Raw genomic sequence first — 25,733 nt, 5'->3', positions numbered from 1 at the left:
CAGATGCTGACGATCGGAACGCTCGGAAAAAAGACCGGAACCAAGGTTCAGACGATCCGCTACTACGAGCAGATCGGACTTATGCCGGAACCGGGGCGCACCGAAGGTGGCCAGAGGCGTTACGGCCATGCCGAACTGGATCGCCTTGCATTCATCCGTCATTCCCGCCAATTGGGGTTTTCGCTTGAGGCGATACGCGAACTGCTTGATTTGTCCGACGATCCGGATCGCCCATGTCATGAAGCCGACAGTATCGCGCGCCGGCAACTCAAACAGATTGAGCAAAGAATGGCGCGGCTGGAAGCGTTGCGGACCGAGCTGGAGCGCATGGTGCATGAATGCAGTGGCGGCAACACCTCGGACTGTCGTGTTCTCGAAGTTCTGCGCGATCATTCCGAATGTCTTACTGATCACGAAGAAATCGGCGCGTAACCCCGGGCAGCGTTATTGCGAACTGGAATTAGCCTCTTGAAGCTATAGTCACTATAGCAGTTAAAAGTCTTTCTGAGTTGATTCGACGAGAGACCAAATGCTGAACCGAGACCCGTTGCTAACCGCCACACCTCTGCTTGATTTTGAAACACCCGCAATTTTGGGGCTCATAACGGAACGGAGCTGGCCCGATCTGCCTGTATTGGATCGAATTGGCGCTATTTATGATTTCGTGCGTAACGAGATTGCCTTTGGTTACAACCGTGCAGACGATATCCCGGCGTCAGAGGTACTCGCCAATGGCTATGGGCAATGCAATACCAAGGGCACTCTTCTGATGGCACTGTTTCGCGGCAGCGGTATCCGATGCCGTTTGCATGGCTTTACGATCCACAAAGAATTGCAGAGGGGTGTGGTTCCCGAGCTTTTCTATCCGATGGCGCCGATGGAGATTGTGCATTCATGGGTCGAAGTCGAAGCAGAGGGTACGTGGCTAAAGCTGGAAGGCTTTATTCTGGATGAGCTTTTCTTACGCGTGTTGCAGCAGACATTTCCCAAAACAGAAAGCCTGTGTGGGTATGGTGTGGGGACGGATTGCCTGAGCGATCCCCAGGTCGAATGGGAAGGCCGTGACACATACATTCAAAGAAACGGCATCGTGCAGGATTTTGGGGTCTTTGACTCCCCTGACTCCTTCTATGTCCGTCACAGGCAGAACTTTGGCTTTTTCCGTGAACTGATGTACCGAGTCGTCGTGAGGCATTGGATGAACGCACGTGTCAGAGCACTACGCACTGGCAGGCTGGTAGCAAATGTTTCGGCAACACATTCCCATGGAAACAGCGGTGAATCCGTTTGAACGCTAGATTGGCACCAAGAATTTTCCTCAACGCAGGCGACTTTCAATCTAGCAAGCTTGAGGCCTTAACAAACCAGCGTGAGGGGGTGTGTAGCAGACTACACCGGCCCGGTTTCAAGCGAAGCATCCAACCTTCAACCGCGATGGAAGAAAGGAAAGACACGAGCCTTTTCCTTGGAGAATTGGGAGATTCCGGCTTAGTTGAACCGTTTTTGCAAGGCCGTATTCAGCGCCTCTGACAATAAAACCAGAACAATGATTGCCAACGTCACGGTCGCAGCCTTTTCATACTGAAACGACCGTACATAGGTTTGCACATACAGCCCGATGCCACCGGCACCGACAATGCCCAGTATCAGGCTTTCGCGCAGATTTAGTTCAAACCGAAATACGGTATCGCGCATGATCACAGGCGCCATCTGCGGCCAGATCGCCCAACGCAACTGTTGAATTCTGTTGGCTCCCGCGCTTTCAAGCGCCGCCACAGGAGCGGTAGCAACGTTGTCGATGGCTTCCGCATAGAACTTTGCCAACATGCCAGTCGCGTGAAATGTGATTGCCAGAATACCGGGAAGTGGTCCCAACCCAACAGCGCCCACCATTAGCATGGCGACCAGGATCAGCGGGATCGACCGGATAACCGCCAGCAAGGCGCGGACGGGGCGCCAAATTGTTGGTGACACCATAGTTTCAGAGGCCAGAAGGGCCAGTCCCGAGGACAGGATTACAGCGAACAATGTTCCCAGAATGGCGATCCTCAGTGTCTCCGCCAGCCCTGTCAGAACCTCGCGCCAAACGGACAGGTCAGGTGGGATCATGCGCCCCATAAACTCTGCCAGACGGGGCCCTGCGCCTGGCAGCTTGCCCAATCCCATATCCCCGCTGGTCAGCGACCACAGGATCGCCAGAGCCAGCATGACCCAAATGACAGATCGGCCCATCAACTGACTACACGCAGCCCCGATGTGACACTGGCGCCGTGATACAGCTCGTCGATGTCCCCGCTGGTAAATTGAGCCGACGGTTTGTCGAACAATACCACGCCATCTCGCAGGCCTATGATGCGCTCGGCAAAGCGGCGCGACAGATCCGGCTGATGCGAGCTGAAAATGACGCCGATACCACGGCTACGTGCAGAGCTTGTGATCAGGCTCAGAATTCGTTCGGCGTGAGCAGGGTCCAAATTGCTGACGGGCTCATCCGCAAGGATCAACTCGGGTTCTTGTGCCAGACATCTGGCAATCGCAACGCGCTGCCGTTGCCCACCCGACAACTGATCGGCACGGCGGCTTGCCAGGTCTGACAGCCCCGTATCCTGAAGCGCCCGTGTCACGCACATGTGGTCCTCTTCCCGGAACCGCCCCCAAAGCGAAGACCAGATATTCATCCGGCCCATCCGACCGTTCATTACATTCTGATAAACACTCTGCCGATCAACCAGTGCGAATTCCTGAAAGATAAAGCCGGTATTGGCACGGTCCTCGCGGGATGGAACCCCAGTTGCCAAAAGTGGCTTGCCAAGCACCTGGGCTTCGCCGTGCCAACCACGCAAACGACCGTCCAACAAAGCCAGCATCGTTGATTTGCCCGCACCCGAAGGACCGAGTAGCGCGACGCTTTCACCGGGCTGCACTGATAGTGAAACTTCTGTAAGCGCCGCTGCACTGGCAAAGTGTTGCGATATCGCGTTGAGTGAAACTACAGGATTCATTTCAGAAACCCATACCGCCGCGCAGTCTCGCGCACGCCCTCGTAAACCGATGGATCAGCAGGAAGATAGCCATCCGGGCCATAGAGGTAGGCCAACAGATGACGGTTCTCACTCTCGTTGAGGCGCAGCATGGTTTCAATGAACTTTGCCTGCAGCCCGGCGTCCAGATCAGGGCGGGCAATGATTGCGTGGCTGGGAATTTGTTCTGATTCCGCCAGCACCTTGACCTCGGCCTGCTGATCCGGGGTCAGATAGAGATCGGCATACTGGCTTGCGCCTGCCGCATCGACCAGTCCGTTGGCCATGGCCTGCATCGCTTGCTGATATCCGCCAGCAAAGAATTTCTGCCCGAAAAAGCTGTCGGCATCGCCCGTGCCCGCGAACAGCCCGGCGCGCACAAACAGATCAAGCGGATAGATGTAACCGGATTCCGAGACCGGATCGGAAAAGGCGATGTCACGTCCCCGGAGATCGGCCAGCGCTTCGATTCCGCTGTCACGCCGCACGAAGACCCGGCCCGAATAGCTGGGTTGCCCGCGATAAACCTCGGACAATAGCGGTACGGCGCCGATCTGGTCTTCGGCCAACACAAAGGGCAACGCTCCCATGAACGAGATATCGGCATCACCGTTGCGCAGCGCCTCAACGGCAGCAGCGTGGTCGAACGTGACAAACCCCGTGACCGGGACGCCCATCTGCTCTGAAAGCCAGCCGGTGATGACGTTGATGTCACCCAACAGCTTTTCGGGGTTCTCCTGCGGGATGAAGGCCAGCTTCAGCCCCTGGTCAGTTGCAGCCATTACGGGCATGGCTGCAGATGCGGCTGCAGCGACCAGAAAATTGCGGCGCGACAACATCAGAACATCCTCTCGTCAATTTCGGCCTGCATGGACTTGAACAGTTCCCACTGGCGGATGGCTTCGGTCCAGTTTCCTTCGGCGCTGGCATCGCCAACCGCTCGCAGGATCGCGGCGAATTCGTAGATTTCGGGCTTGGCGTTCTGATTGACCATGACACTGGCATCCGCGGCCAGATCAGGAGCTACCGTGTCGATCAGAACCGCTATGTTTTCGGCATCCTGCATCGGCAGCAGGGTATCGAGCGTACTGGCGAATGTCGTCAGCTCTTCCCAGGACAAGCGGAATACGCTGTTGCGACCTTCGAATACTTGATAGGGGTCTTCACCGTCTCCAACAGCTTCGACGTAGGCCGTCAGATCTGCGCGCTGTGCTTCGTCCAAACCCAAATTTTTGGTATCATTGAACCAGTCAACAACGCTGGCCAGCGTCGGCAGCGATCCGTCATGCATGTAAGGTGCAGTGAAATTGACGTTGCGCAGCGTCGGGGTTTCGAACGCAGAAGCCGTGCCGCCGGGGAATGGTGGTTCAGCGCTGCCGATGTCGTAGGTCAGACCATCGCGGAACTGACGGTCAGGCGTGTGACACGAAGCGCAGGATTTGTCACCAAGTCCGGCAAATTTGGTGTTGAACAGCAACTCCCCGCGCTTGGCGGCATCTGACGCCAGATCGGTCAGCTTGCCGGACCGGTCGATCTTTGGGTTGGGAAGAAAGTCGAACTGTTTGACATAGGCTTCCAGCGCGTCCAGTTGGAACGGCGTTGGTTCCTTTCCCGCGAATTCGGTCACAATCACATTTCGGATGAACCGGCGCAGGCTGGGTTCGCGCCCGTCGCGGCCATAAGGTGCGGTAAAGCGGATGCCACGCATAGAAGGCGTGTCCAAGTGATCATCGGTCCGGTCATTGAACATTGGATTGAAAAACGATCCGTCCACATCCATCCCACCCGGATGGGATGAAAGGCCCGGAATGAAGAAATCCCGGTTCACGTCGGAGCGGTTGTGGCAGGTCGAGCAGGCGATGCCCAACTCACGCGCCGGGCCGCCGAAGATTTCGGGGCTGTCGAACAGCATGTCACCGTAGGCCACCAGCGGTAGATTAGCTTCATCCTCACCCGCCTCCTCAAACTGAAGAACCAGCCGCGGCAGCTGCGCCTGATCTCCGATGTTTGACCCTGGCGGCAGCGTGGCGGGCATTGTGATTTGTTCGCCGGAAAGCACAACTGTTTCAGGCAGCGGTGTTAACTTGTCGCGTTGGGCATACTCGGATGGCAGATAGTTGGCACGAATATAGGCAGCGACAATGGCCTGAGCTTCTGCAAATTGGTCGGCATCCACCGTTTGGGCGCCGTTGCCCAGTACTCCTGCGCTGCCAAGGGTGGAGTTCAGAACCAGCCATGCCCGGCCCAGGTCGCGAGCCGCCGACGTGTCCGCAGCCTTGATACCATCTTCGAATGCGCGGAACAGAGCAGCCGCTTGCGCGACCTCGCGGGCCGCCTCAGGCTGACCCAGCGCGGTCTTTGCGACATCCAGATGGCGCAGGATTCCCTCCGCAATGGCAGTTGTGCTTGCTTCGAACAGCGCCTGCCGATCTTCGGCTTGCATAGCTTGGTTGATCGCAAGCGCTTCGTTGTCGGAGACGCGTGATAGGGGAGCGACCTGAATGTCACTGCCAGGTGCGGGCGAAGTCCAACTCCTCTCAATTTCATCCCAGGGAACCGGGGTTAGATTTCCCATGAACAAGGTCAGTCGATACGCGGCAGCGCGCGGGGCCCAAGGAGATTCTTCAATCGCCGTGGCATCCGCGATCACTGGCAGTGCGCAAAGAAGTGTGGACGCTATCAGATGTTTCATAGCACTGTCTATTTAAGTTAGCCTTGTCTAATTTAAGGATGAAGGCATGCTCATTGTCAAGCTCGGCTTTCAGGTGCATACACTGGAGACTAGACCAGCGACGTAATCATGAGCCGATGACCGAAACAAAACCGGTAAATTCAGATCGTAGTATTGATACCCAGGCGAGCGGGTTTGAGGCTGTGCGACAGGCTCACCAAAGCGAAATGGTTGAAGACTACGTTGAACTTATCGCGGAGCTGATCCATCAGAATGGTGCAGCGCGCCCGGTCGAAATAGCCGAGCGATTGGGCGTGACCCAACCTACGGTTTCCAAAAATTTGACTCGTTTGAAACGAGAGGGTTTCATTGAGCAAATACCTTACCGCTCACTTCAGTTGACCGATGCCGGGCGTCAATTGGCGGAAGCTTGTAGAAGGCGTCACCGGATTGTCGTGGAGTTCCTGATCGCCTTGGGCGTTTCACCGGAAGTGGCAGAGCATGACGCTGAAGGTATTGAGCATCATGTAAGTGACGAAACTCTTGCAGTGTTTGAACGGTTCGTTGGGCGGGCCGATGAAGCAAAGTAGAAACAAATAGAGCCTCAAATATGTTTGCGAAATTTGGTAGATCTAATTTCAGATAGACAGAGATTGTCCTAAGTTGCAGCTAGACAGTGACGCTATCTGAGGGTGGGTGGCCCGGCGCGAAACTACGTGGTACCTGAAAATCGATACAGGTGCAGCGTAGTGAACGAACCCTTAGAACAAGAATCCAATTCGGTAGACGATCTGGCTCGCTTAATAATCGGCGTCAAGATTTCCAGCGGCAAAAAACCTGACTACAGCAGCGATCTCGATACTGAATAGGCGAAAACTGAAAGGTTGCGTAAGAATAACAAATGTCGAAATCAAAGTGTCACTCATTGCACTGCTGACGAGGTGGCCACAACTGATCACTTGGTTTTCGGTTCCTGTCCTAGTGAGATCCAATACACCTTTGTTCAACTGGCCTTTAGTGATATTCTTTTGAAAAAATCAAAATGAGCCGGGCAGTTCCTATGAAAAGACGTTTGTTTCTCTCTGGCTTCATAGCCGCCTTTTTGTCTGGCTGTGCAAACAAGTTCCGTACTTACAATGGGCCGGTTGTGACTCGGCTTCGGCTATACAAAGGGCAGCGCCTACTTATCCTCGATGGTAGTGAGCGTGTCTTGCGGACTTTTCCGATTGGACTCGGATTTGCCCCCGAAGGTCACAAGCAATTCGAAGGAGACGGGCGAACACCTGAAGGCTCCTATGTAATTGACCGTCGCAATCCCGAAAGCCTTTTCCATCTTTCAATCGGAATCTCTTATCCGAACGAGGCGGATTCTGCGTTTGCCCGAGCTCGGGGTCGTTCTCCGGGCGGTGATATTTTTATCCATGGCGGCCCTCGCCCTGGAATTGATCCCACGAACAAGCGTGACTGGACCGCAGGGTGCGTCGCTGTCACAGATCAGGAGATTGAAGAGATCTACGCTATGGTCAAAGACGGAACGCCAATTGAAATCTATTCATAGAGGGACAGGTTCCAAATAGACAACGATTGCGGATTTGCCTTAGCGCTACGTTGACGGCGTCAGAAGCTATTACTGGAGCTTTCACGGCCAACGCCAGACTCGCTGTTTCGGCGAACGGGTCAGCACCTCCTGTGAAACCACGCTGGGCAAGATCCTCCAGTATACCAGGGCATTGCAGAGATAAGGCCTCAATCTCCAATTTTTGGCTGTTCGAACGAAGGTGACAGCATCTGCTGCCCTCGCGTCTAAGGGCTCTGTAGCCAAGCTTTGAACGTGACGCGTTTTCAGCAGAATAGGAGATTTAGAAACCAGAGTTAGAGTGGGCTCTACTACGGTGGCACAGCGGCGTAAGCGAAATTACGTGAAACTTGCGCCTGCGGTCTTTTCAAAGACAAAGCAGTGCGTTTTAGCCGAATTCAGAGATACCTAATCCGCAATCTTTGATCAATGTTACGCGCAAGTTCCTCGACCACCTCGTTTGCACTCAAGTTAAACTCTCTCACGAGATCCGTGATCTGGACCGGCTGAAAGCTATCAGCGTTCCGAACCAGTCTGCCGTCTTCAAAAGCGATAAACTCGTGAGACCTGCCACCCCAACGGACGATCCCACCGCATAGTCGCTGACTTTCCATATTGACCAGTTCGGCCACAGGGTCGGCAAAGAAATCGCTCCACTTAAGAAATCCAGTACTGACTGCCCGCGCCACTGCCTGTTCAATCGTCCGGCTTTTGAGCTTGGTGGTGATCGAAGCAGTCAGTGCCTCTACCATTCGCGAAGAATGCCCCGTCTGCCTGGCAATGACAGACGGTATCAAACCCGACGCGAGCATCTTCAACACATCCAGTTCATCGCCAGACAGGGAATCCGAGGGAAAGTTGAATACGGTTTCAATGACATCTAGCGCAAGCAGATGCAGGACCTGTGCCTCATGGCGAAGGGCAGGGAGCATTGTAGCGACCAAGGCGTCCCACTCAGACCGCGGCAGATTGGACGTAACCGTAAAAACACCACGCTCACCAAACGGATTGATAGCCGGAATGGAAAGGCCGTTCTGACCCACACCAAATTCCCTTGCAGCCTCGAATAGCGGTGCATGTTCACGCTGGTCATCAAACACAGCCCAATCAATTGGTGCAATCATTGCAGCGCCAAAGCGAATGAGGGGATCGGCCAGAACCAGATCGTTGTCGACGTAATGCCTGACCCATTCGGCCGGGAACGTGGTGCAGCCGTGGACAACGTTGTGATACTTGTCGATATGGGCGTAGGACGCATTTTCCAGTCCAAACCTGGAGCAAATCTCCTGGAGGCGCGCTTCGCCTGTTTGCCTGAAATCCAGTTCAGAATTGCCAATATCCGCGATTTTCATAAGCTGTCTTTCTGTTCCGCGTTGCCGTTGGGGCCGATTAGCAACCTAAAGCTGAACAAACTACTCGGGAATTCCCGTAGCCAATCACAGATTTGAATACGGTTCTGTTCTGGAGGCGGAAACAGAGCGATATCCTGCCGATGAGACACGTCAATTTGAGCAGCTGGCGGGCATAATCCGACACAGCTAAAACCCGCTCTAGTGGTCTTGCGGAAGCCCGTCTTCCTCCTCTCGGGCTCTACGCGCCAAAAGCCCCATGAAACTGGAAATCAGGTTCAATTTACCCCGTTCTTCAGCTTGCACCATGCCGCGAAGGTATCCACCCGAATTAACCACGGGCGGCAACCGCGGATCACTCAGCCTCGCATCCGTGATTACTCCAGCCAGGATCGCTCCCATGATGGTCAACCGATCAATCGCCGCGTGCCAGGCGGAGACATTGGTGCCAATCTCCGAAAGTCGGGACCAAACACCGGTCTCAATCGCAAAGAGGCTTGGCTTGGAATTCTGATCTCCACCACCGGCGATATCGATATGCATGCGCAACTCGGGTGAGGCCAGTTCATAAAGGATGCGATTGTTCACCCGCGGTAGTTTTTGGGCCTTGCGTGATGCCGTATCTGTCGGATGATTGCTTTCTAAGCAATTCGGAGGGCCGTCAGGCCCGAAGCCGGAACAATCTGGTTCCGAGGCTTTTGCCGAGGACATTGAACTCTCGCCATCGGCGTTACAGGACAGAATTGTTTCTTCAATTTGGTCTTGTATATGGGACCCGAAACGGGCTTCGGGTTCACCCGAAATTTCACCGGGTTTTGCGACATGATCTTCGATCCATTTCCAAAGGTCATGAGCCGCTTGAACGTGTAGCTTGAGCGCCTCCAGCGACATGTATTTCAGCTTGTCTGCGCGCGGCCAGGACCGAAACGCGTCCATCTTCGCGTCGAAACCTTCAGGAGGGCAGGGGAGTGAGGCAAGCACGGCCAGGCTGTGTTTCACATATCGATACAGCCGTGATCGATCCCCGCGCAGCTCGTCATGTTCTTTCTTCTCGGCTTTGCTTTGCTCGTCTGCGTCGCGCATCTCTGAAATGAGGTTCAGAGCAGGGGTCAGAAAGAGGCCGAGCCCCTTGCGCTTACAGCGCGCCCCATTTGCACCAAGCCTGCGTTGGAGCAGGCCAATCAATTCCAGTTCTCGTTCGTGATTGTGGATTGTCCGATCTGTCACGCCACGCCCGGCAATCAGTGTTTCCTGGCGCGCGTAGCAAAAGGGTTCCTGAGACGGGTCTCGAAACACGCATGGCGAGATCATGTCGATGATGATCTCAAAGGTGCGAATACACTGGGCCGAAGCGCCCCTGATTTGCGCATAGCACACACAGAGCTGTCGAAACCTGTCTCGGTTCCAACCCTCGGGAAGGCCGTTGTGAAAAGGTATGTTTTCGTGGTGATGTGTGGATGCGATCTGCCGAAAGCTCATTGTTTTGGCTTCCCTTGGAAAAGGTCAGTATTGGCATCGCGTCTTTGCGGGGCATGGAATTCGGAATGGTTCAACGGTCTCATGTTCTACTTCTCATCGGGGAAGCAAAGCGGGTTGAACCTCAGCGAAAAGACACAGAAAAACCGTTCGCACAGATGCGTTTATCCTTGTCAGTAAATTGGGAGTTTCCTATAAATCAGGTGATCAAACGTGACTTAGGAAGATCCCCGCTGAGGCCCCGCCTTGCTGGGGTTTTTTGTTTTTGGGACTAGGGTGTTCCTCTGGCCCAGACGACCTCGGTGCCAATCCGGCTGGCAAGCTTATTGGCATCAGCAGGGGCAACGCATTCACCCACTAGACAAACAATGTCAGTATCGGATGAGCTCGTAATCGCTGAACCCGAAAATGTCGGTCCACTCAACACCAACGCCGCGGAAGAAGCTGGGAGGTTCACAACGATTGCCAAGGGGCAGCCAGGCTGGGATTGGCGCGGGGGCGTGATCGGACCATTGAAAGCTTACGTTGTCGTCATAGCTGCCAACGACCAGATCAAGCGAACGCTCGCAGTCGTCCTCTCGCGACCGACGGCGATAGCTGTAGTGGCGCACATCCCAAACCCTGATGGACCTCACAACGTCGAAATCGGAAGAGGAAAGATCGACGCTGATCGGGGTGGCTTGGAAACCGTCACCGTATTGGCCGTGATGTGACTGGATCTCTTCTATCGAGATCGATGCGTCTACCAGTAATGGCTTAGCGGTGTCATCCGATGGAAGTTCTGGAACTGGGCTAGCACTGGTGCGCTTGATGGCTTCCAACCGTTCCATAGGACCCAAGTCCGAGGGGCTGTGTGACGTATTCATCGGACAGCGCCAGAGTTGAAGCGGAGGTTCGACCGGGTAGGGCGTGATGCGCCGAATGAACTCCGCCTTGGCTGCGACGCAATCAGCCGAACTTGGCCAACCTCCGGCGAGGCAAAGGAATATGGCACAGTCAATTGGATAGGCACTGGCCTGCGTGGCCGGCAGTGCAGCGAGTGCAACTGCAAGGACCTTCGCGCGAGTTCTATTCCTGGATTTTGAGTGTTTCAAGATGGTCTCTCCTGCTTGCGAATCGCTTAAGCAATATCCGGCCAATATATTTCTGACAATCCAATATCGTAAATCGGCTGACTTTCTTATATTGACGTAGATTGTGTTTTAGTCCACAACTTTTGGATGTAGAAGACGGCCCATAGGGGGTCGTCATGGCGGACAACAAGAGACAATACACTGTGGTAACCATCGAGATGGTCCGGGGCCTGAAAGAAGATCAGGTTCCCTTTACATGCCGCTACGAATTTATCGGACTCGCTTCCCTTGGACGACCAAAGTACCACTGCATTTATAGCTCTCCGAACTATGTCGGGGCCTTGTGCAAGTCGAAGATCTCTCGCGCGGGCGCTGAGCCCAGAGAGTTCGATCTTTGGCCGGGGCTTTTTAAGCATCACCAGGAATTTGGCGACGGGCGCATTCTTTGCGTCAAATCGGACTACACAATCGAGTCGATCACTCCAGAGGGTCTGGAAGCGGCGCAGGCTCTGGACGCGAAATCCAAAACCTGATCTGGCACGTTCGAGAACCTGGCTCATCAAATTACTGGGGCAGGGCACATGAAACGGCTCTTGTTTCTCAGCGCTACACTCGCGTCTTTGTTCTTTGTTGCGGTCTGGATTGAACCATCAAAACAAACAAAGACCCTTAGCGCGTCCGAAGTGACTGCCGTTGACGGCGATACGCTCGATCATGGCGAACACCGATATCGGCTTGTTGGGTTTGATGCGCCGGAGACCTATCGGCCGCAATGCCGTGCGGAAAAAACTCTGGGATTGAAAGCGAAAGCAAGGCTGACAGAGCTCATCCAGTCGGCGGACCAGATAGAGCTGGTCATCCAACCAGATCTGGACGTGCATGACCGCTTCCTAGCGGTTGGGCGTGTCGCTGGGCAGGAGGTCGGGGCCATTCTGATTTCCGAGGGTCTCGCGCGCCCATACTATGGCGGCAAACGCCGGTCCTGGTGCGGCTGAAGGAAAGGATCAAACAACGATTTAGTGACAACAGAACAAAACCACCGAGCAGTGAGCGGTCCTGTCGATTGCGCCAACAACCGACAGGACAAGAAACGCCCCAAATCCATCCGGGCATTCCTCAAACATCAAGAGAGAACTGTACTATGGTAAAAACAGTAACCCTAGATGCCGATCTTAGATCGGACAGCACCGCGCCAGAGTCAATGGGTGCGACCCTGAACAACGTGTCTGCGCTTGCGACGGCGCAGCACTGACCAGCGACAGCGCCGAACAGGACATCCCCGACACTTTGGTCAGACCTTCCGGCTGATTGATCCAAGCTGAATGCTGGCTTTCTACGAAGCCCGCGAAGGGCTCAGTGCTGTGTCCCGGCATCCAATTTCCTGCTGCTCAGATGATCGGAACCTCAACCTCATAATAGTAATTATGTAAAAACTACTGACCTATTTTTTTGAAAGGCGGAAAGGTGGTCACAGTGGCCTTCGACACTATCGAAAGCAAGATTGATCGGCGCTGGGTGCCTGCCGCCCAGAGCTTCGAGCAAGCCCGTAAGGACATTCTCACTGTAATCCGCCACCTTGCCGGAGAACGGTCAACCATCAAGCGCGCAATGCGCGAATACTGGCTGGAAAGCGATGCCCGCGCCACGGCTTTCGGGATCGCGCTCGAAATGTTCCATGTCCTCAATGATCTTGGGTATGTCCGTGCAAATCGGCTCTACAAAGCCTTGAAGCTGCACGCGGACGTTAACAAGGCGTTGGGTCCGAAAGAGCTGTTCCGCTTCGCTTCACCGGAAAAGGCCGCTGCGCTCATCCAAAGCAGCAGCCGAGCGGACTATGCCAGCTCATACGCAACCCTGAAATTCGGTTGCGACCTGTCAGGCACAATCGACGCCGACACAGCGCGCGACGTTCTGAACCGGCATGAAGCCCTGTGGTTCGTTTACCCAAACGCCACCTATCACGTTCACCTGATCCGCGAAGGTGTCTGGCTGGACATCGTTATGCCGCTTGAAGTGGTCGATGAGCTGCGCCTTGACGTGGATTTCGCAATGCAAATCCGACAAGCGGAACTTGATGCGCAGGGAGCTTTGTCATGAACAAGCCTGCGCGCAAAGTTCTTCCTGATCGTCGGCTGGCTGAAACACGCCGCGTTGAAACTCCGCAAGGGCACACTGCCTTTGTCACCATCGGGTATGATCCGGCGTCGCCAATCAAACCCCGTGAAGTGTTCTATAGCGGTGGTTTTCGCTCTGGCAGTGACCTCGAATACCATCTGCATGATCTGTGCGTCCTGATTTCGCTGTTGCTGCAGCACGGCGTAGCGGCTTCGTTTCTGTCGCGCTCTATCGCTCGTAAGACTTCGGCCCTTGGTGGCGAAGAATACGCAAGTCTCGCAGGCTGGTTGGTGGATGCTATCAGCATTCCGCCGTCTTGGACTGATGAGTACGTGGCCGCGACCGGCGACGAACAGAACCCCTCCAATTCCTCGCCAACTCAAGCAAAGGAGAAATCCGAATGATCGCAGCAATGCGGCCCCTTCTGCTCGTCTCCACGGCATTTGTGGCGACCGGCGCAAGCGCCCAGGTCATCGAATACGAGCCGGATGGCAGCGTGTTCCTGAACGGTGCGCGGGCAGAAATCGTCAATGGCGTCGTTCGCCCAATCCGGATGCGTGAGTACACGCTTGACGAAAAACCGGAAGCGCCGAAGGCCAAGCCACAGGAAAAGATCGAGATTGCAGGCAAGGCACCGCGGCCTCGCAAATCCTCGGGCGGCTGGTCGCAAGAGCGGATCGTCAAAGAAATCCATGCAGCGGCGGAACGCCATGACATTCCGGCCGAGTTGTTCATGGCACTGGTCTGGCAGGAAAGCCGGTATCGCGCTGATGCTCTGTCGCCCAAGGGTGCCTATGGCTTCGCACAGCTCATGCCGGGAACGGCGAAAGACCTGGGCGTGAACCCAAAGAACCCTGCAGAAAATCTCGACGGTGGTGCCCGCTATTTGGCGGCGCAGTACCGCGAGTTCGGAACCTGGAAGCTGGCGCTTGCCGCCTACAACGCCGGGCCTCACCGCGTCGTCGAATACGGCGGCGTCCCCCCCTTCACCGAAACCCGCGACTACGTGCGGACCATCCTCAGCAAAGTGAGCACCTCCTCATGAAAAGAACCCACTTCTACCAACAGATTGCGTTTTTCGCGATCACTGCGTTCATCATCACCGCAGCGCCCGCCTCCGCGGGCTGGCTGCAAGATGCCATTGGCGATTTCATCAACGAGACGCTGGCCGACTCGAAGGTCGTTGGTGTGAGCCTTGCCGCTGTCGGCTTTATCTGGGGCTGTCTCGCCTACGTATTCGGCTGGGGTTCGTTGAAAGGCCCGGTCGTCGCAATTGTTGTTGGCGCCGTTATCGGCCTCGCTGATACGTTCATCGGAGCCTGATCGATGCCGCGCCGCAATACGGTCTTTCGCGGCCTGAGCCGCCCCGCAGAATGGGGCGGCCTGCCCGTGATCTATCTCTTGGTGATCGCGAGTATGCCCATGCTTGCGTTCTTCTCGTTCGGAGTAGCGCCAGCAATCATTGCGGGCTTTGTTTTCTATACCGGGCTGCGCCTCTTTTACGAATGGGAACCGGCATTCTTCCGCATCCTGTCCGTGACGCTCTCCAAGACACCACGCACCAAAAACCGTCAGCACCACGGGGGAGACTTCTATAGTGCCTAAGCCTGCTTCAAAGGATCTTTTTACCCTCGCCCGCTCGTTGATCGAGCCGAGCTGGCGCAAGGATGAAATGAGCCTCTTTCAGATGTTGCCGTATGGCTATGTCGTGGACGATGAGGTCATTTCCACACGCAACGGTGGTCTGATCGCCGCTGCAGAAATCACCGGAATCAACGCAAACACGCTGGACGAAAACGAGTTCGAGTTCCTGGCCGAACGGTTTGAGCGTGTTTTGCGCACAACACCCAATGAGGTGGCATTCTATGTTCATCGACTGACCGTCCCGGCTGAGACGGGTCATGTCATCACAGATCCAACCGGCTTTGCCGGTGCAGCGGCGCGGGCGATGCGCTCAGCGTCCATCGCTGCGGAACTGAAAGAACGCAAGATCATCATCAGCGCCATTCTGCAGAAGCGTCAGGATGAACGCGCCAAGCAAATTTTCGGCATGTCGTCAGGAACGATCGACGAGGAACGCCGCGATATGATGGAACAGCTCGACGGTGTGTTCACCACATTGGCGGGCACGCTGGGCGAAAGCCGAGTTAGCCGGCTGAAGCTCAGCGATGGGCGTTGGCTGGGTTACTATGGCATGCTGCTGAACGGGCGCTATCAGCCAATCATTCACACCAACATTGCAGAGCCGATTGCCTTCAACATGCCGCAAGAGGACGTGTTGTTTCAGGGCAAGACTGCCAAGCTCCTGTCTGGCGATGACCAAGAGCGGTCAATTCGCGTCTATTCCCTGAAGAATTACCCGATGGCGTCTTTCCCCGGTATTTTCGACGGGCTGGACCTGCCGGTTGATGTAGTGATTTCGCAAACTTTCCTGCCGATCAGCCGTTCGCAGGCGCAAGAAATGGAACGCCGCAAATCGGGTCAGATGCGCTCGGCTGGTGACAAAGCGAAGTCGCTGGAAGAGGACTTGTCCATCCTGGCCGATGGCATTGCTTCGGGCACCATGTCTCTCGGCAAGCACCACCTGTCGATCTGCGTGTTCGGGACAGAGGAAGATCTGAAAACCGCAGAAAAACACATTATCGGTGAAATCCAGATTTCGGGTGGCACGGTGAAGCGCGAAGCGATGTCGGCGCGGGCGGTGTATTTCGCCCAGCACCCCGGCAATTTCGCGTTCCGCGCCCGTGAAGAACTGATCACAGATCAGAACTTTGCAGACATGGTAGCGTTTCACATGCGGCCAAAGGGTCTGCCTGTCAACAGACTGCCGTGGCCTGGACCACTGGCGACGTTCCCGACCACGCATGGCGACAGCTACGATGTTTCGCTGCACTTGCCCAAGACAAGCTCGGATGCGGAAAACCTGCCATCCGGCCACACAATCGTTCTTGGACCGAACGGCTCAGGTAAGACCGTGATTGCAATGCTGCTGGCAACAATGACGGTTGCGCAGGGCGCGCGTATCATTGCGTTTGACAAAGACCGGGCAATGGAAGCCCCCATGCGTGCGCTTGGGGCACAATACACTCGCGTTCGGGTTGGTGAACCCACTGGCATGAACCCGTTTCAAACGGAAACGGATGAGGCCGGTCAAAGCTGGCTGGCAAATTGGGCCACAGCTCTGATGAGTTACGACGATAAACTGACAGCCGAACAGAAAGACGAGATTAAACAGGCGTGTCAGGCAAACGCGACGTTGCCGCCACAACTGCAGAACTTCGATTCACTGGTGGAGCGGTTCAGAGCCTTTGATGATGGCAAAGACCTCTTCAAGCGCGCGAGTGAATGGGCGGGCGACGGGCGGTTGTCGTGGATGTTTGGCGAGGGTGGCACAGATCCTTTTGCCTCTGACGATCGGCATCTTGTGTTCGACATTTCCGAGGTTCTGGATGACGAATTGGTCCGGCTTGCCTGGATCAGCTACGTCATGCGCCAGATCGAGCGCCGGTGTGCCGCGAAGGAGCCGACTGTCTTTGTGATTGATGAAGCCTGGGTGATCGCAGGCAATCCTTACGGCGCGGAAATCCTCAAAAACGCCTACACCACGTATCGGAAGCTGAACGTCATGATGATGATGATGACGCAGATCCCCGATCACATCCTGTCGTCAGCGGCCAGTAAGTCGATCCTGGAAAACACCAGCACGCAGCTCTTGTTCCCGTCCCGATCCGGCAATGAAGCGGATTACCGGGCAATCGGTTTGAACGCTGCAGAGTTGGGCGCGCTGAGGGCGCACTTTGGCGACCGCGTAATGCTCATGAAGAAAGGTGATGAGAGTGTTTGGCTCGATGTCGATGTCGGCGCACTCGGCCCGCTTCTTCGTGTTCTGAGCGGATCAGACGGAAAATCGTTCCCTGATCCTGATTGGCGAAAAAACCCCAACTTCTGGAAGGAAATCACATGAAAACCCGCCTTGTAATCGCCCTTGTAGTTCTGGCCGCTGTCTCGGCCTGCACCAGCACCTATTCGGGCTATCGCAGCAAATGCGCCTGCGACTTTGAGCGCATGACCCCCCCTGAAAACTTGGAACTTGTCTAATGAACGTCCTGAAAACCCTTCGCACCACTGCAACCGTCACCGTTCTGGCCGCCCTGCCCGTCATGACGGCTGCACAGGGTGTTCCGACCATCGACGCCACAGCCATTGCACAGGACGCTGCCAACTCGGCTCGCGAAGTCGCGGAAATGGTCCGCCAATACGAACAGCTGATGCAACAGTATGAAAAGCTCGAACAGCAGCGCGCCATGCTGGAAAACTCCTTTAAAGCCATTACTGGCTTGACTGACCTGGACGAGTTCAACAGCCGCAGCTTTTTGAAACTGGCAACCGCAGCCGACACCTTCGGTTATGCCCTTGATGCGGCAGAGGGTGGTATCTCCGGCCTGCCCGATGTCGCTGCACAAGCAATGGAACGCCGCTCCATCAATCTCGGTTTGGGCGACGGCATCCTGTCTGAGTTTAACGGCTCGGACGTACCAGCTCGTCGCATCCTCTCAGAACGTGGTGGTGCTGGCCTGATGGCGTCGGCCTTGGGTGAGAATGGCTATGACATGGCCGGTCAGCTCGCCGAAGATGCTGAAAAGCTGCGCGGTGAAATCGGCCAGCAAGAAGATCTGAAGGATGCAATCGACTACAACACGGCGGTTCTCCTGAAACTCCTTCAAGTTGAAATTGAAATCTTGCGTGCAACCTCGGCTAATGCTGTAGCGACGGGCACGGATCTGGCAGCAAACGCAGCGGATCTAAAGACGCTTAGCAATTACGCAAGAGGAGAAACACAATGAACATCCGTACCGCTTTCGCCCTGACCACACTCACGGCGGCGCTTTTTGCGTCGTCGGCCAGTGCTGAGGCCAGACTGCCGTTTCCCCCAAATGTTAAATGGACATTTGGCGAATATCGGACCTGTCTTGGCTACTCGGGCGTCCGAGCGTTCAAGAAGCCCCTGAAAGAATACGGGGTTGAACAGCTCGCTAACGCTGGTCAGGGCGCGGATCAACAGTATGTCGTCGGCAACTGGACCGATGCCATCCTGAATGAGCAAGTCATAGCTGCTCATGAATTTGCCATTGAGCAATGCCGCCTGCGCAAAGCCGATGAAGCATTCAGCGCAGAATGCCCGCTCGGCAACCTTAGCCGCGAAGCTGCAATCGAGTTGGCTGGCGCGGACCAGGACGATTTTTGGTCGAAGCCATCCAGCGAACTCAAATCGCTCAAAGAAGCGCAGCAAGCACGCTTGGAAGCGCTGCGCCCTGTAATTGAGGAGGCTTGTGGGCCGTGATTCAGGATTTCGTCAGCTCGATTGAAACAGCAATCAGCAACTTTTCTCAGCAAGCATACACCAGCCTTGCGGCGGATCTCGCATCCGCCCTCTGGGCAATTGCTGCGCTGATCTTTGTGGCGATGCTGATCAACGGCGTACTTCAGATCAGAGAAATTGGGTTTGGTGGTTATGTAGGCTGGATCATTCGGGCGACGATAATCATTGGAATGGCGTCGAGCTGGTCCTTTTTCCAACCAATCTATCAAGGCGTCCAAACCTTGCCGGACAGTATTGCCGGGGCACTCACTGGAACCACTAATGTATGGCAAGCGTTGGATGAGATTGCGCTTCAGTGTTTCTTGATGGGCCAGCAGGCCATTGAAAACGCGACTTGGGGCCTGAGCATCACCGGGGCTATTCTCTGGGTTGTTGGGGCCGTCATCGTTGCCTTTGGCACTGGCATGGCACTCATCGCAAAAGGCGGTCTGGCGGTGTTGCTGGGTCTAGCGCCCGTTTTCATCGCAACGCTACTCAGCTCGGCAACAGCCAATATCTTCGCAGCCTGGGCGAAAACGACCGTTGGCCTGATCATGGTCATCGTTGTTCTGACAGGCATCGTTTCTCTTATTCAGGCGCTTTTCGCTTCGGAACTTGGTTCCTTGTCTGATGTTAATGACATGGAAGCGAGCGGGCGTTTTCTTGCAATCTGTATCGTCGCTATCGTCATGCTTACACAGATCCCATCCCTCGCTGGGGGAATGTCAGGAGCTATTGTGTCAGCGTCATCGGGCCTTGCCGTTGCAACCGGTGCTGCAGCAGCCGCCAGAGGCGCGCTGGGAACAGCAGTTAATGGCGGGCGTGGCGCGGTGGCCGGTGGCAAAACCGCCGCTGCGATGGCTTCTGCAGCCCGCGACGGGACCGGCGTTCGTGACAGCGCGTCTCGCGCAATGCAAGCGCGTCGGGACATAGCGCACAGAGCCCGCAATCAGGATGGGGCGGCTCGTCAGAGCTACGCCGCTGACCGCTATCGGCAGAGCATTCGAGCTGCTCGCGAAAAACCACAACAAAAATCGTCGTAATCCGAGGTACAGAGCAAATGTCACACGTGACAGATCACGAAAAAGAACTCTTTCTGGGCGCACGCCGTGATGCCTTCAAATGGCAGGTATTCGGCATGGTCGGCATGGCAATGGGCGTGGCCTCTATGATTGGCTGGGCGATGCTCCTTCCCCTGAAGGAAATCCGCGCGGTGCCATTCTCCATCGATCCCGACACAAAGCTGCCGGTGCTGCTGACTGAAAAGGTCGAAGAACTGGAACCATCCGAGGCGATGGCCTTCCGCGAGGTGGCAAACTATGTGCAGGACCGGGAAACCTATGATGTCCAGGACAACAACGAGCGCCTGAAATCGGTGCTGCGACGTTCTGATGAGCTGGCCGAAACGTCCTACCGCGAACTGTGGGACGGCTCGAACGACAACCATCCGGACGAAATCTATACGCCCAAGACAAAGGTGCAGACCGAAATTCTGGGCGTCTCGCCGGTCAACGATGAGACGGTGCAGGTCGAGATCCGCAAGTCCCTGATCGTGCCAAACCAAGCAACGGTCTCAGCCCGCTACGTGGTCACAGTGACCTACGGGTTTGAGGAAAAAATCGTGACGTCGATGGATGAGCTTCTTGAAAATCCATTCGGTTTTGTCGTCACCAACTACCGCGTCGACTCCATGGGAGACATCTGATGCAGCGAACCATTAAGACACTCACAACCGTCACTGCCGCAGTCCTGGCTCTTTCTATGCCTGTTCTGGCGGAAATCACACCGACGCCAGACGGAAAGAACGCGGATCACCGCATCACGCATTTTCATTACGTCGAGAACCAAGTGTACCGCATCCCTGTGGGTGAACGCCTGATTACCTATGTTCACTTTCCGCAGGGTGAAACCGTCCGCAGCATTGGTGCGGGCGACACTGAAAGTTTTCAGATCACCCGCCTGCAGGAAGGTCGCGTTATTGCGTTCAAGCCGGAAATCCTGAACTCGGATTCAAACCTGACCGTCCTGACCAATCGCGGGACATACAACTTCTATCTGGTTCCGGCCGAGAGCGCCGCCGAACGCAAACGTGTCCCATTCCGGGTCACGTTCTACAACAAAAACAACAGCGGCGGGGCAACAACGCGCCGTGGCACAGTTGCTCGGAGCGAGCCGAAGCCAACTGGCCGGTTTGTGAACCAAAACTATTCGCGCTCGGGCAAAGCGGACTTTGCGCCGACGGCCGTTTGGGACGATGGCGTTCACACCTATATGCAGATCCCACAGGATGCGGAGCTGCCGGGTATCTTCCGTGTCCTGCCTGATGGACGTGAGCTGATGGTGAACACCACAGTCAAAGAGCGCGGCATTATCCAAGTACAGGGCCTATCCGATCTTTGGACACTGCGCATCGAGGACACTTCGATCTGCGTTCGAAACGATGGCGACGCGTTTCAGCAGGCGAGCGCAACGGGCAGGCCCGTCACTTCACAGACAGTTAAACCGGGGGGCAGCAAGTAATGAACCGTGAACAAACAATTGCGGCACGGGCGGCGGCGGAACAGCCGCCCCTGCGTTCCCGGAAAAGGCTTGAACCCAAGAAGCTCATGGGCGTTGCCCTCGCGGGTGCCGTGTTCGTTGGTTTCGCGTGGTTTGTGCTGGGCGATGACGCCAAGAACAGCCGCGCAGGTGTCCGCGTCGATGCCCTGCAGCAAAGCGGTGGCGAACGCTATGGCCTGCTTACGGCACGGGGGCCGGACGTAGACGAACCCGAACCAGACGCGTTGCCGGAGGAAATCGCCGTCGCAACGCCCGCCTCAGCTCCACAGCCGGTTGAATTCATCGGGTTTGATAAAGCCATGAAAACTATCGAACAGCTCAACGATCGTATTGCGGGGCTGCAAGGTGAACTGACAGACGTAAAAGTTTCGCTTTCTGAGAAGGACAGTGAAATCGCTTCGCTCACTCTGGCCAATGAACGCCTTCAGGTCAGGTACGACGAGCGCGAGAAAAAGTTTCAGACAGAGCTTGCCCAGGCCGTTGCTGACGCTGAGGCACGGGCACTTGCCAGCATGAGCCACTTGCAGACTACGGGTCTGACCGATGATGAGCGGCGCAGGCTTGAAGAACTCAAGCGGATGCGCGAACGCCAAAACCAGTCAGACGGCATCGTGTTTGATGAAAACCCATACGGCAGAAACTGATGGAGCTGACGATGAACAGAACAGCACTTACCCTCGTCCTGGTCACGTTGGCCTCAAGCGCAATGGCTCATGAACAGAATTACCAGCCCATTAACAGTGGGTCGCAGCCGATCATTTTCCAGCCCTTGCAACCGGCACAGCAGCCCGTGCAGGTTCAGCCGGAAAGCACTCGCCTGCCTGAAGAACAGCGCGGCTATCAGGAAAACCCGAACACGACATGGCAGAACAATTTGGTCGAAGAATATCCCCCCATCGTCGGGGCCTCGATCATTGACGATCCGTCGCGCACGCTGACACAGGGCACGGTTTTGACAGCCGTGTTTGGTGGGGCAGTAAGCTCGGAGCTGCCGGGTAGTGTGGTGGCGACAATCACGCGCGGCGTCTATTCGATGGACGGAACGAGACTGCTTTTGCCACGCGGGTCTAAACTCTATGGCGAATACCGCGCTGATACAAAGCTAGCGCAAACAAGGATCGCTGTCGTTTGGAGCCGGGTTATCACGCCGGATGGTTTGTCTGCGCAAATCGGGTCGGCCGGGACGGATGGTCAGGGGCGGTCTGGCGCAACCGGACGGGTTGATACGCATTTCGGTGAACGGTTTGGGACTGCCGCGTTGCTCTCGATCATCGGGATCGCGCCGGTCGCGCTGGTGGCCGACAACGATAGCAGCAACTCGGTGCAAACGGATCTGGCAACGCAGGTCGGTTCAAACTTGCAGAATGCTACCGCAGCGGCGTTGGAGGACTACTTGCGGATCACGCCAACCATCTATGTGGATCAGGGAAGCCGCATCAACGCCATCCTGCAGCGTGACGTGGTGTTCGACAACTTCTGAGACAGAACTATTGATGCGGCCGTATCGTCGGCCCTTTCGGCCGTTCCCCGCACAATTGAGTGCGGCAGCGGCCTTTTTTTCGGAATAACAAGGATAAAAATATGAGCGGGCGAAACGGTAACGGCCTTCTGGAATACTACACGGGCAAGATCGAGCATCTGTTGCACGATGAAAGCCTGAGTGAGATTTCTGTAAATCCTGACGGATTGGTCTGGGTCGAAGAAATGGGCACAACCCACATGACCAGGACAGACATCACTCTGAACAGAGACGATGTAGAAAATATCGGGCGTTGTGTGGCTGGGTTCAGCGACGTGACGTTTGGAGAAAAGAAGCCCATTGCGACGGCAAATGTCCCCACAAAAGAGGGCAAAGCGCGGGTTCAGGTGGTGATTCCGCCAGCAACAACCGGCGTCGGGTCCGTGGCGATCCGCTTGCTCCGCGTGAAAACCGTCGATCTGGGCGCGTTCAGCTTTGCCAGCAAAGAGGCCGCATTGGCAGAAAGCAACGATCACAGCGCGCTTGAAAAGGCTCGGGCTGCTCTCGCTGCCGGAACAATGAACTTTGACGAGCTGGCCGACCTTGCGATGCTAAGCAAATGGAACGTGATCATTGCCGGTGGCACCTCGTCTGGCAAAACCACTGTTCTCAATGCAATGCTGAAGCGCGTCGATCCTGGCGAACGGATCGTGACGATTGAAGAAGTGGCCGAACTGGACATCGAGCAACCCAATTCTGTCGATCTGCTTGCTGACCGTTCAGAAGAAGATGGCCCTCGATCACCAACAAAGCTGCTGGAATCGGCGCTGAGGTTACGGCCTGACCGCCTCGTCTGCGGTGAAATTCGGGGCGACGACGCAAATATGTTCCTGGAACTGGTGAACACCGGCCACGATGGTTCTGTCTGTACCATGCACGCCAACTCGCCCGTTGATGCCATTGGACGTATGAGCAAGATGGTGCGTCGCGGATCTCCGACCGTTCAAAAGTCAGAAGTGGTCGATGACATCCGGGCCACCATTCACATGATCGTTCACATGAAGAAAATCGGGGACGAACGGAAGGTCAACGGAGTGATCTTCCCACCCCTGATGGCCGCTGATCAACTTATCTGAAGGAGAAATAGAATGAAAAAATTTGAGTATCGTAATGTCTTGATGCGGGTAGAGGAAAATGCAGGCGAGAAGTTTGCGAAGCTCGGGCAAGACGGTTGGGAAATGGTCGGCGTCGTACCTGCCGAGTTTGGCATCGTGTGCTTCTTCAAACGCGAGCTGACCGATGGCTGAATTTCAGGATCTACCCAAAAGCAAGAAGGTAGCGATAGCCGGTACAATGGGCTTTATCGCTACCTCGGCTTGCGCGGTGTTGGTGGTCGGGCTGGCTCTCGAATACATAAACACCAGAGGCTTTCGCGGGCTGGACATCTGGGCGATCCCAGAGAAGTTCATGGCACAGCCTGCAGAGACGCAGCAGATCATGGGTCTGGTGGCGGTGGTCGCAGTGGGTGTTTTGACCTTTGCATTTGTGGCGGCTGCGCTGCGTGGTCCCTCAACGAAATACGGTGATGCGAGTTTTGCAAAGGCCCCTCAGCTCGTCCAGGAGGGCTATGCTTCGGTGCTGAAGCTCAAAGACCAATTGGATAGTGAAATCGTGTTTGCCAAATTTGGTGAGCCAAAGGACAAAAACGCGATCTACTATAAGCCCGGCCCCGGTGTCCAAAAACCGCACGCGATGTTCATTGCCCCGTCTGGTTCGGGCAAAACCAGCGGCTTTGTGATCCCGAATGTCCTGCGTTTCAATGGTTCTTGCGTCGTCCTGGACATCAAGGGTGAGATTTTCCAGACAACCGGCGCGCGTCGGGCAGCAATGGGCGACGAGGTTTTCGTGTTCGATCCCGAGAACCCCGACAAAAGCCACAGCTATAACCCGCTGCGCCGCGCAGCACGTGCCGACAATCTGGACCGGCGATGGGAAGAAGTGATTCAGGTTGCAACCCAGATGTTCGACACGCCCAGCTCGTCCGCCCAGGGCTTTATGGGTGGTGTTGAAGGCATGTTCTGCGCAATGGCGATGTTGGCGATCAAAAGAAAGCGGCCATACATTTCCGAGATCCTGCGCCTGGTCAAAACGACCAAACAAAAGGATTACGAGAAAATGGCCGAAGAAGTTGGCTATGCCCGGGCAGCAGATGAGTTCCTGAATCTTGCAGCCGAAGAATCCAAAATCCTGCGGTCAACGATTTCGGTTATGAACAACTCCGGCCTTCAGCTCTGGCGCAACCCATCTGTAGCAAGAGCTACGCAGGGCAATGACATCAACTTTGAGGATCTGCGTCGGCGCCCCACCTCGATCTACTTTTCTGTGCCGGGGAAAAAGGTCAAAGAGTTCCGGACACTCATTCGCCTGTTCTTCCTCGATCTGGTGAACACAATCGAAACCGTTGAGCCGGGTGAAGATGAGCCGTTCAAAGTGCTGATCCTGCTCGATGAGTTTCAGCGCCTCGGCCACCTTGAGCGCGTTGTGGAAGCCTATGACACCATGCGATCGTTCGGTGGCCGGATCATCGTGATTTCGCAAACGCTGTCGCGCCTGCAGGACATTTATGGGCATGAAGGTGTGCGGGCGATGCTGGCAAACGCCGGGACGCAAATGTTTGCTGCCTCTGAGGATTCAGAGGTACGCGAACACGTGTCCAGGTCCATCGGTGACAAAACAGTCATGAGCAAATCGAAGTCTCGGGCGCTCGGCAAAATGGAAATGGGCAGCATATCGGAACGCGAGGAAGGCATTCGCCTGCTTCGGCCCGAACACGTTGGCCGATTGCCGGAGACTGAGGTTGTGCTGATCCGTGAAGGCAAGATGCCGGTGATTGCAAACAAGATCCGATACTTCGAAGATCCGTATTTCATGCAGTTCTTGGGTGGTGATAGTCCGAAGATCAGAGGCACACACCTCGATCTGGCTGCAGAGCAAGCCAGGGACACGGCAAAGGCGCTGGCTGACGCGAAACCGGCCCCTGCCCCGGTGAAAGAGGTTTCGGAAAAAGATCAGGAAC

At 55.5% G+C, this 25,733-nt stretch carries 30 protein-coding genes; 23 read left to right on the top strand and 7 right to left on the bottom strand.

What is annotated here, in order from left to right; translation table 11 throughout:
- Positions 1-3: 3 nt before the first annotated feature.
- Together AC2FLZ_RS11035 and AC2FLZ_RS11030 are read left to right on the top strand one after the other, a co-directional pair.
- Positions 4-432 carry a MerR family transcriptional regulator gene (locus tag AC2FLZ_RS11035; protein WP_170634659.1) on the top strand — a complete coding sequence of 143 codons (429 nt, stop codon included), beginning with the start codon at positions 4-6 and terminating at the stop codon, positions 430-432.
- A gap of 97 nt (positions 433-529) precedes the next feature.
- A complete protein-coding gene (locus AC2FLZ_RS11030; protein ID WP_170634657.1) occupies positions 530-1,291 on the top strand; it encodes a transglutaminase-like domain-containing protein in 762 nt (253 codons plus the stop codon).
- Positions 1,292-1,488: 197 nt separating this feature from the next.
- Here AC2FLZ_RS11030 and phnE read toward each other — a convergent pair whose 3' ends face one another.
- Genes phnE through AC2FLZ_RS11010 form a run of 4 tightly spaced genes read right to left on the bottom strand, consistent with a single transcriptional unit; the run spans position 1,489 to position 5,712 of the window.
- Positions 1,489-2,232 carry a phosphonate ABC transporter, permease protein PhnE gene (gene phnE / locus AC2FLZ_RS11025; protein ID WP_209251502.1) on the bottom strand — a complete coding sequence of 248 codons (744 nt, stop codon included), beginning with the start codon at positions 2,230-2,232 and terminating at the stop codon, positions 1,489-1,491.
- Positions 2,232-3,002, bottom strand: coding sequence for a phosphonate ABC transporter ATP-binding protein (locus tag AC2FLZ_RS11020; RefSeq protein WP_209251504.1), 771 nt, complete (start codon positions 3,000-3,002; stop codon positions 2,232-2,234). The genes phnE and AC2FLZ_RS11020 overlap by 1 nt, the downstream gene beginning before the upstream one ends.
- Complete coding sequence (locus tag AC2FLZ_RS11015) at positions 2,999-3,859, bottom strand: phosphate/phosphite/phosphonate ABC transporter substrate-binding protein (RefSeq protein WP_170634651.1); 861 nt, start codon at positions 3,857-3,859, stop codon at positions 2,999-3,001. Before AC2FLZ_RS11015 ends, AC2FLZ_RS11020 begins: the two co-directional genes overlap by 4 nt.
- Entirely contained in the window at positions 3,859-5,712 is a 1,854-nt protein-coding gene (locus AC2FLZ_RS11010; protein WP_170634649.1) for a cytochrome c peroxidase, read from the bottom strand. Before AC2FLZ_RS11010 ends, AC2FLZ_RS11015 begins: the two co-directional genes overlap by 1 nt.
- 116 nt (positions 5,713-5,828) lie before the next feature.
- Here AC2FLZ_RS11010 and mntR point away from each other — a divergent pair, with 116 nt between their 5' ends.
- Entirely contained in the window at positions 5,829-6,281 is a 453-nt protein-coding gene (mntR, locus tag AC2FLZ_RS11005; RefSeq protein ID WP_170634647.1) for a manganese-binding transcriptional regulator MntR, read from the top strand.
- Positions 6,282-6,751: 470 nt separating this feature from the next.
- A complete protein-coding gene (locus AC2FLZ_RS11000; protein ID WP_170634645.1) occupies positions 6,752-7,249 on the top strand; it encodes a L,D-transpeptidase family protein in 498 nt (165 codons plus the stop codon).
- A 416-nt stretch (positions 7,250-7,665) separates the two neighbouring features.
- On the opposite strand, the gene AC2FLZ_RS10995 is transcribed toward AC2FLZ_RS11000, so the two are convergent.
- The 3 genes from AC2FLZ_RS10995 to AC2FLZ_RS10985 all read right to left on the bottom strand — a co-directional run bounded on the left by AC2FLZ_RS10995 (position 7,666) and on the right by AC2FLZ_RS10985 (position 10,958).
- Positions 7,666-8,619, bottom strand: coding sequence for a helix-turn-helix transcriptional regulator (locus AC2FLZ_RS10995; protein WP_170634642.1), 954 nt, complete (start codon positions 8,617-8,619; stop codon positions 7,666-7,668).
- 198 nt (positions 8,620-8,817) lie between these two features.
- The gene (locus AC2FLZ_RS10990) at positions 8,818-10,095 is read right to left on the bottom strand and encodes a helix-turn-helix domain-containing protein (protein ID WP_170634640.1); all 1,278 of its coding nucleotides are present in this window, start codon (positions 10,093-10,095) and stop codon (positions 8,818-8,820) included.
- 368 nt (positions 10,096-10,463) lie between these two features.
- Entirely contained in the window at positions 10,464-10,958 is a 495-nt protein-coding gene (locus AC2FLZ_RS10985; RefSeq protein ID WP_209251506.1) for a hypothetical protein, read from the bottom strand.
- Positions 10,959-11,341: 383 nt separating this feature from the next.
- On the opposite strand from AC2FLZ_RS10985, the gene AC2FLZ_RS10980 reads away from it, so the two are divergent.
- The 19 genes from AC2FLZ_RS10980 to AC2FLZ_RS10890 all read left to right on the top strand — a co-directional run.
- Entirely contained in the window at positions 11,342-11,698 is a 357-nt protein-coding gene (locus tag AC2FLZ_RS10980; protein ID WP_142638830.1) for a hypothetical protein, read from the top strand.
- Positions 11,699-11,746: 48 nt separating this feature from the next.
- Positions 11,747-12,160 (top strand): thermonuclease family protein, encoded by a 414-nt coding sequence (locus tag AC2FLZ_RS10975; RefSeq protein ID WP_170634636.1) that lies wholly within the window; start codon positions 11,747-11,749, stop codon positions 12,158-12,160.
- 469 nt (positions 12,161-12,629) lie between these two features.
- Complete coding sequence (locus tag AC2FLZ_RS10970) at positions 12,630-13,262, top strand: hypothetical protein (RefSeq protein ID WP_496874200.1); 633 nt, start codon at positions 12,630-12,632, stop codon at positions 13,260-13,262.
- Positions 13,259-13,684 (top strand): TSCPD domain-containing protein, encoded by a 426-nt coding sequence (locus tag AC2FLZ_RS10965; RefSeq protein WP_496816592.1) that lies wholly within the window; start codon positions 13,259-13,261, stop codon positions 13,682-13,684. Before AC2FLZ_RS10970 ends, AC2FLZ_RS10965 begins: the two co-directional genes overlap by 4 nt.
- Positions 13,681-14,325: a lytic transglycosylase domain-containing protein gene (locus AC2FLZ_RS10960; RefSeq protein ID WP_496816593.1), complete on the top strand. Its 645-nt coding sequence runs from the start codon at positions 13,681-13,683 to the stop codon at positions 14,323-14,325. The genes AC2FLZ_RS10965 and AC2FLZ_RS10960 overlap by 4 nt, the downstream gene beginning before the upstream one ends.
- The gene (locus tag AC2FLZ_RS10955) at positions 14,322-14,603 is read left to right on the top strand and encodes a hypothetical protein (RefSeq protein ID WP_496816595.1); all 282 of its coding nucleotides are present in this window, start codon (positions 14,322-14,324) and stop codon (positions 14,601-14,603) included. Before AC2FLZ_RS10960 ends, AC2FLZ_RS10955 begins: the two co-directional genes overlap by 4 nt.
- Before the next feature lie 3 nt (positions 14,604-14,606).
- Positions 14,607-14,885 carry a VirB3 family type IV secretion system protein gene (locus AC2FLZ_RS10950; RefSeq protein WP_496816596.1) on the top strand — a complete coding sequence of 93 codons (279 nt, stop codon included), beginning with the start codon at positions 14,607-14,609 and terminating at the stop codon, positions 14,883-14,885.
- On the top strand, positions 14,878-17,244 hold the full coding sequence (locus tag AC2FLZ_RS10945; RefSeq protein ID WP_496860297.1) for a VirB4 family type IV secretion/conjugal transfer ATPase: 2,367 nt from the start codon (positions 14,878-14,880) through the stop codon (positions 17,242-17,244). Before AC2FLZ_RS10950 ends, AC2FLZ_RS10945 begins: the two co-directional genes overlap by 8 nt.
- Complete coding sequence (locus tag AC2FLZ_RS10940) at positions 17,241-17,378, top strand: hypothetical protein (RefSeq protein WP_170417970.1); 138 nt, start codon at positions 17,241-17,243, stop codon at positions 17,376-17,378. Before AC2FLZ_RS10945 ends, AC2FLZ_RS10940 begins: the two co-directional genes overlap by 4 nt.
- A complete protein-coding gene (locus AC2FLZ_RS10935; RefSeq protein WP_170634632.1) occupies positions 17,378-18,124 on the top strand; it encodes a type IV secretion system protein in 747 nt (248 codons plus the stop codon). Before AC2FLZ_RS10940 ends, AC2FLZ_RS10935 begins: the two co-directional genes overlap by 1 nt.
- Positions 18,121-18,621: a hypothetical protein gene (locus AC2FLZ_RS10930; protein WP_170634630.1), complete on the top strand. Its 501-nt coding sequence runs from the start codon at positions 18,121-18,123 to the stop codon at positions 18,619-18,621. The genes AC2FLZ_RS10935 and AC2FLZ_RS10930 overlap by 4 nt, the downstream gene beginning before the upstream one ends.
- Complete coding sequence (locus AC2FLZ_RS10925; protein WP_496816598.1) at positions 18,618-19,682, top strand: TrbL/VirB6 family protein; 1,065 nt, start codon at positions 18,618-18,620, stop codon at positions 19,680-19,682. The genes AC2FLZ_RS10930 and AC2FLZ_RS10925 overlap by 4 nt, the downstream gene beginning before the upstream one ends.
- A 26-nt stretch (positions 19,683-19,708) precedes the next feature.
- On the top strand, positions 19,709-20,344 hold the full coding sequence (locus AC2FLZ_RS10920; RefSeq protein ID WP_480814655.1) for a VirB8 family type IV secretion system protein: 636 nt from the start codon (positions 19,709-19,711) through the stop codon (positions 20,342-20,344).
- Positions 20,344-21,159 (top strand): TrbG/VirB9 family P-type conjugative transfer protein, encoded by an 816-nt coding sequence (locus AC2FLZ_RS10915; protein WP_475220441.1) that lies wholly within the window; start codon positions 20,344-20,346, stop codon positions 21,157-21,159. The genes AC2FLZ_RS10920 and AC2FLZ_RS10915 overlap by 1 nt, the downstream gene beginning before the upstream one ends.
- Positions 21,159-21,842, top strand: a complete 684-nt coding sequence (locus AC2FLZ_RS10910) for a hypothetical protein (RefSeq protein ID WP_475220442.1) — start codon at positions 21,159-21,161, stop codon at positions 21,840-21,842. Before AC2FLZ_RS10915 ends, AC2FLZ_RS10910 begins: the two co-directional genes overlap by 1 nt.
- An 11-nt stretch (positions 21,843-21,853) precedes the next feature.
- Positions 21,854-22,678 (top strand): TraB/TrbI/VirB10 family type IV secretion system protein, encoded by an 825-nt coding sequence (locus AC2FLZ_RS10905; protein WP_496816600.1) that lies wholly within the window; start codon positions 21,854-21,856, stop codon positions 22,676-22,678.
- A gap of 101 nt (positions 22,679-22,779) precedes the next feature.
- The gene (locus AC2FLZ_RS10900; RefSeq protein ID WP_496816601.1) at positions 22,780-23,793 is read left to right on the top strand and encodes an ATPase, T2SS/T4P/T4SS family; all 1,014 of its coding nucleotides are present in this window, start codon (positions 22,780-22,782) and stop codon (positions 23,791-23,793) included.
- A gap of 12 nt (positions 23,794-23,805) precedes the next feature.
- On the top strand, positions 23,806-23,964 hold the full coding sequence (locus AC2FLZ_RS10895; protein ID WP_152460674.1) for a DUF4177 domain-containing protein: 159 nt from the start codon (positions 23,806-23,808) through the stop codon (positions 23,962-23,964).
- Positions 23,957-25,733: type IV secretory system conjugative DNA transfer family protein (locus AC2FLZ_RS10890; protein ID WP_496882178.1), on the top strand; the 1,777-nt coding region annotated here is incomplete at its 3' end. The genes AC2FLZ_RS10895 and AC2FLZ_RS10890, both read left to right, overlap by 8 nt.

It is taken from the genome of Ruegeria sp. YKSF131 (assembly GCF_059612645.1).
The sequence above is the reverse complement of the archived record's forward strand: the minus strand, read 5'-3'. Positions and strand labels throughout refer to the sequence as shown.

What these genes read in the sequence shown, in the direction of transcription:
- AC2FLZ_RS10985 (WP_209251506.1), bottom strand. Translation starts at nt 10,958, where the DNA reads ATGAATACGTCACACAGCCCCTCGGACTTGGGTCCTATGGAACGGTTG.
- AC2FLZ_RS10975 (WP_170634636.1), top strand. Translation starts at nt 11,747, where the DNA reads ATGAAACGGCTCTTGTTTCTCAGCGCTACACTCGCGTCTTTGTTCTTT.
- AC2FLZ_RS10965 (WP_496816592.1), top strand. Translation starts at nt 13,259, where the DNA reads ATGAACAAGCCTGCGCGCAAAGTTCTTCCTGATCGTCGGCTGGCTGAA.
- AC2FLZ_RS10960 (WP_496816593.1), top strand. Translation starts at nt 13,681, where the DNA reads ATGATCGCAGCAATGCGGCCCCTTCTGCTCGTCTCCACGGCATTTGTG.
- AC2FLZ_RS10990 (WP_170634640.1), bottom strand. Translation starts at nt 10,095, where the DNA reads ATGAGCTTTCGGCAGATCGCATCCACACATCACCACGAAAACATACCT.
- AC2FLZ_RS11010 (WP_170634649.1), bottom strand. Translation starts at nt 5,712, where the DNA reads ATGAAACATCTGATAGCGTCCACACTTCTTTGCGCACTGCCAGTGATC.
- AC2FLZ_RS10980 (WP_142638830.1), top strand. Translation starts at nt 11,342, where the DNA reads ATGGCGGACAACAAGAGACAATACACTGTGGTAACCATCGAGATGGTC.
- AC2FLZ_RS10895 (WP_152460674.1), top strand. Translation starts at nt 23,806, where the DNA reads ATGAAAAAATTTGAGTATCGTAATGTCTTGATGCGGGTAGAGGAAAAT.
- AC2FLZ_RS10915 (WP_475220441.1), top strand. Translation starts at nt 20,344, where the DNA reads ATGCAGCGAACCATTAAGACACTCACAACCGTCACTGCCGCAGTCCTG.
- AC2FLZ_RS10950 (WP_496816596.1), top strand. Translation starts at nt 14,607, where the DNA reads ATGCCGCGCCGCAATACGGTCTTTCGCGGCCTGAGCCGCCCCGCAGAA.
- AC2FLZ_RS10940 (WP_170417970.1), top strand. Translation starts at nt 17,241, where the DNA reads ATGAAAACCCGCCTTGTAATCGCCCTTGTAGTTCTGGCCGCTGTCTCG.
- AC2FLZ_RS11000 (WP_170634645.1), top strand. Translation starts at nt 6,752, where the DNA reads ATGAAAAGACGTTTGTTTCTCTCTGGCTTCATAGCCGCCTTTTTGTCT.
- AC2FLZ_RS10930 (WP_170634630.1), top strand. Translation starts at nt 18,121, where the DNA reads ATGAACATCCGTACCGCTTTCGCCCTGACCACACTCACGGCGGCGCTT.
- AC2FLZ_RS10905 (WP_496816600.1), top strand. Translation starts at nt 21,854, where the DNA reads ATGAACAGAACAGCACTTACCCTCGTCCTGGTCACGTTGGCCTCAAGC.
- AC2FLZ_RS11015 (WP_170634651.1), bottom strand. Translation starts at nt 3,859, where the DNA reads ATGTTGTCGCGCCGCAATTTTCTGGTCGCTGCAGCCGCATCTGCAGCC.
- AC2FLZ_RS11030 (WP_170634657.1), top strand. Translation starts at nt 530, where the DNA reads ATGCTGAACCGAGACCCGTTGCTAACCGCCACACCTCTGCTTGATTTT.
- AC2FLZ_RS10900 (WP_496816601.1), top strand. Translation starts at nt 22,780, where the DNA reads ATGAGCGGGCGAAACGGTAACGGCCTTCTGGAATACTACACGGGCAAG.
- AC2FLZ_RS10910 (WP_475220442.1), top strand. Translation starts at nt 21,159, where the DNA reads ATGAACCGTGAACAAACAATTGCGGCACGGGCGGCGGCGGAACAGCCG.
- AC2FLZ_RS11035 (WP_170634659.1), top strand. Translation starts at nt 4, where the DNA reads ATGCTGACGATCGGAACGCTCGGAAAAAAGACCGGAACCAAGGTTCAG.
- AC2FLZ_RS11020 (WP_209251504.1), bottom strand. Translation starts at nt 3,002, where the DNA reads ATGAATCCTGTAGTTTCACTCAACGCGATATCGCAACACTTTGCCAGT.
- AC2FLZ_RS10935 (WP_170634632.1), top strand. Translation starts at nt 17,378, where the DNA reads ATGAACGTCCTGAAAACCCTTCGCACCACTGCAACCGTCACCGTTCTG.
- AC2FLZ_RS10995 (WP_170634642.1), bottom strand. Translation starts at nt 8,619, where the DNA reads ATGAAAATCGCGGATATTGGCAATTCTGAACTGGATTTCAGGCAAACA.
- phnE (WP_209251502.1), bottom strand. Translation starts at nt 2,232, where the DNA reads ATGGGCCGATCTGTCATTTGGGTCATGCTGGCTCTGGCGATCCTGTGG.
- mntR (WP_170634647.1), top strand. Translation starts at nt 5,829, where the DNA reads ATGACCGAAACAAAACCGGTAAATTCAGATCGTAGTATTGATACCCAG.
- AC2FLZ_RS10955 (WP_496816595.1), top strand. Translation starts at nt 14,322, where the DNA reads ATGAAAAGAACCCACTTCTACCAACAGATTGCGTTTTTCGCGATCACT.